General features: G+C 62.9%; 7 protein-coding genes. 4 read left to right on the top strand and 3 right to left on the bottom strand.

The genetic code is table 11. The features are described 5' to 3' along the window. Window positions 1-267 precede the first annotated feature (267 nt). Window positions 268-621, bottom strand: coding sequence for a cupin domain-containing protein (locus LB565_RS29695; RefSeq protein WP_224589617.1), 354 nt, complete (start codon window positions 619-621; stop codon window positions 268-270). A 267-nt stretch (window positions 622-888) separates the two neighbouring features. On the opposite strand from LB565_RS29695, the gene LB565_RS29690 reads away from it, so the two are divergent. The 4 genes from LB565_RS29690 (at window position 889) to LB565_RS29675 (ending at window position 3,595) form a co-directional block, all read left to right on the top strand. Continuing rightward, window positions 889-1,212, top strand: coding sequence for a hypothetical protein (locus LB565_RS29690; protein WP_224589616.1), 324 nt, complete (start codon window positions 889-891; stop codon window positions 1,210-1,212). A 179-nt stretch (window positions 1,213-1,391) separates the two neighbouring features. Further along, window positions 1,392-1,745 (top strand): hypothetical protein, encoded by a 354-nt coding sequence (locus LB565_RS29685; RefSeq protein WP_224589615.1) that lies wholly within the window; start codon window positions 1,392-1,394, stop codon window positions 1,743-1,745. Window positions 1,746-1,871: 126 nt separating this feature from the next. Next, window positions 1,872-2,210 (top strand): hypothetical protein, encoded by a 339-nt coding sequence (locus tag LB565_RS29680; protein WP_224589614.1) that lies wholly within the window; start codon window positions 1,872-1,874, stop codon window positions 2,208-2,210. Window positions 2,211-2,323: 113 nt separating this feature from the next. Then, on the top strand, window positions 2,324-3,595 hold the full coding sequence (locus LB565_RS29675; protein ID WP_224589613.1) for a DUF763 domain-containing protein: 1,272 nt from the start codon (window positions 2,324-2,326) through the stop codon (window positions 3,593-3,595). Window positions 3,596-3,809: 214 nt separating this feature from the next. Here LB565_RS29675 and LB565_RS29670 read toward each other — a convergent pair whose 3' ends face one another. Together LB565_RS29670 and LB565_RS29665 are read right to left on the bottom strand one after the other, a co-directional pair. After that, window positions 3,810-4,112, bottom strand: a complete 303-nt coding sequence (locus tag LB565_RS29670) for a hypothetical protein (protein ID WP_224589612.1) — start codon at window positions 4,110-4,112, stop codon at window positions 3,810-3,812. A gap of 43 nt (window positions 4,113-4,155) precedes the next feature. After that, entirely contained in the window at window positions 4,156-4,752 is a 597-nt protein-coding gene (locus tag LB565_RS29665; RefSeq protein ID WP_224589611.1) for a DUF6456 domain-containing protein, read from the bottom strand. Between the last annotated feature and the right edge of the window lie 18 nt (window positions 4,753-4,770).

Genomic DNA, 4,770 nt, shown 5'->3' with positions numbered 1-4,770 from the left:
CTGGTCGACCCCCACTCCGTCTCGGCTTCGCCGAGCCACCTCTCCCCCGATCGACGGGGTAGAGGAAGGCGCCAAGCTTTTTGCCGTCAACGCTCGTCCAGCAACGCTTCCTTCCTTTCCCTCCGGAGGGGGGGAAGGTGGCGCTGCGAAGCAGCGACGGATTGGGGGAACCACGTGGCAATCAAGCCTTGGCCTGATCAGTCGCGCCAGTCACAGAAGATGTGTGAATAGCCTAGCCCTTGTGGGGGAGATCAGCAGCTCATGCCCTCAGCCCACCGCAACGACAAAATGCTTCGTCACCGGCTCGAGGATCTTCCACGTCCCTTTGAAATCGGCCTCGACCACGAAAGCATCGCCGGGGCCGACCTCGACCGGCTCGCCGCCGTCGGGCGTGATGATGATGCGGCCGGCGATCATGTGGACGAATTCATAGTCGGTGTAGGTGGCGTGGTAGGTGCCGGGCGAGGCGCGCCAGGTGCCGGACATCACCTTGCCGTCCTCGGTGGTGTGCTGCACGGCCGTCTGCATGGTCGGCCTGCCCTCCACGACGATCCAGCCCGGCAGGTCGCCGGCCTCGGCATGCTCGACGGCGCCGAATTTGAGAATGGTCTGCTTGGTCATGAGAGCTCCTGCGGTTGAGATTTAGGTCAGGTGTGGCATAGCCGATGGCGCCAGGGGTGCGTGAGCGATGCTGCGACATCGCGCGACGCGCTATTCTCCCCCTGGTCCATATATCCCTTGCGGGAGAGCGAGCGTTTTCCTGCATTTGCGAACGGGCTCGTCCCCCAGCACCTGGGAAGATAGGTCCGCGCATTTTCCTTGGAACACCGGCCACTTCGAAACCGTTTATCCCTGGAAGGGGCGTCCTCGAAACTCAAGGAGGCAGCGATGAAAAAGCTTCTGCTTGCTTCGATGATCGCCATCGCCTCGGCGTTCGCGATCGCGCCGGCCAGCGCGGCCAGCGTGCAATTCGGCATCGGCGTCGGTCCGGGCTATGACGACGATTATTACAACGATTATGGCGGATACTACCCTCACCGCTATTATCGCCATGTCTATGACGACGATTACGACAATGGCGGTTATGTAGTGCGCTACCATCACCGCTATTATCGCCATCATTGCCGAACCGAACTGGTGAGCCACTGGCGCCACCACCACCGCGTGGTGGAGGAGGTGCGCGTCTGCGGTAACGGCTACAACGGCTACTAAAGTCACCCTGGGTGGATAGCGCGGAACGGCTTTCGCCAGGCTCCGCGTTATCATCCGGCGTGTGTCTGAAGCACGTCGAGCGCTCACAAAACCTTCAAATGTTGCTGATTGTGCGCGGCGGCGCAATTTTTCGGCATGCCGCACGTTATCCATGGGTGAACCTTCAGGAGGAGGTTGCCATGAAAAAGTTCCTGTTTGCTTCGATATTTGCCTTGGCCTCGACAGTGGCGATCATCACACCTGCGGATGCAGGCAACGTATTCCTGGGCGGCAGTTACTTCGACTACGGCCCCTTCGGCGATTTTTACGACAGTTACAACTACGCTCCGGTCTACGGCTCGTATTGGGACGGCCCCTATATGGACGACGGGCCCGGCTACGGCCCGGCCTACAGCAACGACTATGAAGGCGGCTATGTTGCCCCGCCGAGCCGCTATCGTGTCGTAAAGCACGGCCGCCATTGCCGGATCGAAACGGTGAGAACCCGCAGCCATGACCACAGGTTCACGCGGGAGGTGCGCGTCTGCAGCTAGCCGTGTCCGCCCCCGGCAAGCCAGGCGCAGCTTCAGTTCCCGCCGATTTCGCGCTGAGCCTACGGCCCCAGGCAGCTTTTCGGGCCGTCAAGCGTTGTCAGTGCGAACCTTCAGGAGGAGGTTGCCATGAAAAAGCTTCTACTTGCCTCCGCAATTGCCGTCGCGTCGGCAGTGGCCACGGTCGCGCCGGCAGATGCGCAAGGATTCTTCGGTCTCGGTATCGGGCCGTTTGGCGGCTATCCGTTCTACGGCGGTCCGTTCTATGGCGGCCCGTTCTACGATTACGGCGGCCGCTATTACGGCCCGCGTTACTATGATGACTATTATCCCGGCTACGTGGTCCGCTATCCGCACTACCGGTACCATCGGTATTACAGACATTACTACGTCTATCCCCACCGGTACCACCACAGGCATCATTATCGGCACCACAGGCATCACCACGGGTACTATTACCGGTATTAACGGGTGATGCGGCCGGCGGACTGATCTCCCTCCTCGTGGGGGAGATCGCGTCGGCGCCTTGCAAATTACCGGCAAAATGCCATTTAACTCTCCGGCATCCACGGAGAACATCCTTGACGCAGCGAAGCGGCAGCGCCGACCTGCCGCTGCATGGCGGGCGGGTCCCGAAATGGCTGGGCGAGCGCATGACCAAGCTCGGCGCGGTGCTGTGCGAGGCGATCATCCACCATTACGGCCGGGACGAGCTTTTGCGGCGTCTGGCGCATCCCTTCTGGTTCCAGTCCTTCGGCGCCGTGATGGGCATGGACTGGCATTCGTCCGGCATCACCACCTCGGTCATCGGCGCGCTGAAGCGGGGGCTCAATCCGCTCAGCAATGAGCTCGGCATCCATGTCTGCGGCGGGCGCGGCGCGCATTCGCGCAAGACGCCGGGCGAGCTGCTGGCGATCGGCGACCGAGTCGGCCTGGACGGCGATGCCCTGGCCACCGCCAGCCGCCTCGTCGCCAAGGTGGACAGCGCCGCCGTGCAGGACGGCTACGATCTTTACCTGCACGGCTTCATCGTCGCCGATGACGGACATTGGGTGGTGGTGCAGCAAGGCATGAATGGCGACGCGCGCCAGGCGCGCCGCTACCACTGGCTGTCGGAGGGGCTTAAAAGCTTCGTCGACCAGCCGCATGCGGCGATCGAGGGCGAGACCCAGGGCGAGATCGTCAACCTCACCGACTGGCGCGCGGAAAAAGCCCGTGGCGGCCAGGTCGAGCTTCTGAAAACCATGAGCCCGGAGAAGATCCTGACCGAGCTCGCGGTGCTGGAGCCGAAACCCGAACCCGAGCCCGCCGCGCAGCCGCTGCTGCCCAACCTCATCATGCCCGCGCATCACGACGTGCGCGAGAGCGACATCGTCATGCGCCGCCTGCACGGCAACATCGCGTCCGCCATAGAAAGCGGCCCGAAGGATTTTCCCGAATTGCTGCTGGTCCCCGGCGTCGGCCCGCGCACGGTGCGGGCTCTGGCCATGGTCTCGGAAGTGGTGCACGGCGCGCCCTACCGTTTCTCCGACCCGGCCCGCTTCTCCCTCGCCCATGGCGGCAAGGACCGCCACCCCTTCCCCGTGCCGCTGAAAGTCTATGACGAGACGATCTCGTTGCTGAAATCGGCGGTGGGGAAGGCAAAGCTCGGACGCGGCGAGGAGTTGGAAGCGCTGAGGCGGCTGGACGGCGAGTCACGCCGGATGGAGCGATATGTGACGGGGCCGAGCCTGAAGGAGATCGTGGCGGGGGAAATGGACCAGTCGCATTTGCTGGGCGGGCGGAGTGTGTTCGGGTGGGAGCCGCCGCCTGAGGGTGGCGAATATCCGACGCCGTTGAAGAAGGGCACTTGAGCCGCTCACATGGCCTCGTAGGTCAGCGCTGCCCCTCATTCCCCTGGCGGGCATTTCTCCCCGTGAACGGGGAAAAAGCAGCCGTCGCCGGCGCCGCGCTTCTCCTTCGCCTCGTTTACGGGGAGAAGGTGCCCGAAGGGTGGATGAGGGGCAGCGCCGAGCGTTTGTGGTCTTGGGATGCAAAATGGCTGTGTCTGAATTGCTTGGGCGGACGTTATTTCTTCCGCTCGACCAGCCGCATTCCCTCCTCGGGCTTCACGTAGTGGATCAGCCCCGCTTTTTCGGACAGGACCATGATCCCTCGTTCCAGATAGCCGAACGCTTCCCTAGGATATTCCTCTGAATATTCGTCGGTATCCATGGAGCAGACCACGACGCCTTCGTTCCCTTCCCAGACGAGGATTTTGTCGCCAAGCCTGGCGAGGGTTCCATCAGGGTATTTCATTGTCAATCCAAGCGTCTCGTGACGCTTGCGCACGATATGTATAGCTGTCCCGCACCAATTCAGCAGCAGCAATGTAGCTCTATCGTTATTCCTCAGTAATGATGCTGCTCAACATTCACCCAACCTTCCGCCCCATCATCCCGTAGTGCACTGCAAGCAGGTCCAGCCCGACCTTCAGCAGCTTCACCACCACGTCGCGCCCTTCGCCGGTGCGTTCGGCGATGGCCTTCACCGACTGGCCTTCGAGGCAGATTTTTCGGACCACTTCAGCCACTTCCCAATGGGCGAGCGCAGCGGCAGCGTGGGCATATGCCCGGCCGGCTGAGAGCACCCGGTCGGGAACGCCACCACCCACGCGTCCGCTATCGACGCGCTCGCTCCAGGATTGCGGCTGCAGGCCCTCGCGCTGGCTGCGCTCGAAATCGTCGCGAAAGCGCTGGCCGGCCTCGCGCTGCTGGCGCGTCAGCGAGGTGATGCCGGTGAGCGGATCGACATTGCGCAGGCGCACGACGCCGCCGGTGGAGGTGTGGCCGCCGTTCGACACCTCGTAGACGCGGCGCGCCTCCGCCGTGCCCGGGGTGAGCCGCTGGCGGCCGAAGGCGTCCGTTTTAAGCGCAAAGTCGTGGCCGACCTCGCGGCGGATGCGCACCTGCTCGGCCTCGCCCTTGGGGAGTTTTGGCGGCTGGGGTTTTTTGACTGCTTTGCGAGACATGGGCCCGCCCATGTCTCG

Source organism: Mesorhizobium sp. CA14 (assembly GCF_020165195.1).
GTDB lineage: Bacteria > Pseudomonadota > Alphaproteobacteria > Rhizobiales > Rhizobiaceae > Mesorhizobium.
This window is presented reverse-complemented; position numbering and strand designations above follow the sequence as displayed.

Excerpts from the sequence above, each read along its gene's own strand:
- LB565_RS29695 (WP_224589617.1), bottom strand. The coding sequence starts at position 621 with ATGACCAAGCAGACCATTCTCAAATTCGGCGCCGTCGAGCATGCCGAG.
- LB565_RS29685 (WP_224589615.1), top strand. The coding sequence starts at position 1,392 with ATGAAAAAGTTCCTGTTTGCTTCGATATTTGCCTTGGCCTCGACAGTG.
- LB565_RS29680 (WP_224589614.1), top strand. The coding sequence starts at position 1,872 with ATGAAAAAGCTTCTACTTGCCTCCGCAATTGCCGTCGCGTCGGCAGTG.
- LB565_RS29665 (WP_224589611.1), bottom strand. The coding sequence starts at position 4,752 with ATGTCTCGCAAAGCAGTCAAAAAACCCCAGCCGCCAAAACTCCCCAAG.
- LB565_RS29690 (WP_224589616.1), top strand. The coding sequence starts at position 889 with ATGAAAAAGCTTCTGCTTGCTTCGATGATCGCCATCGCCTCGGCGTTC.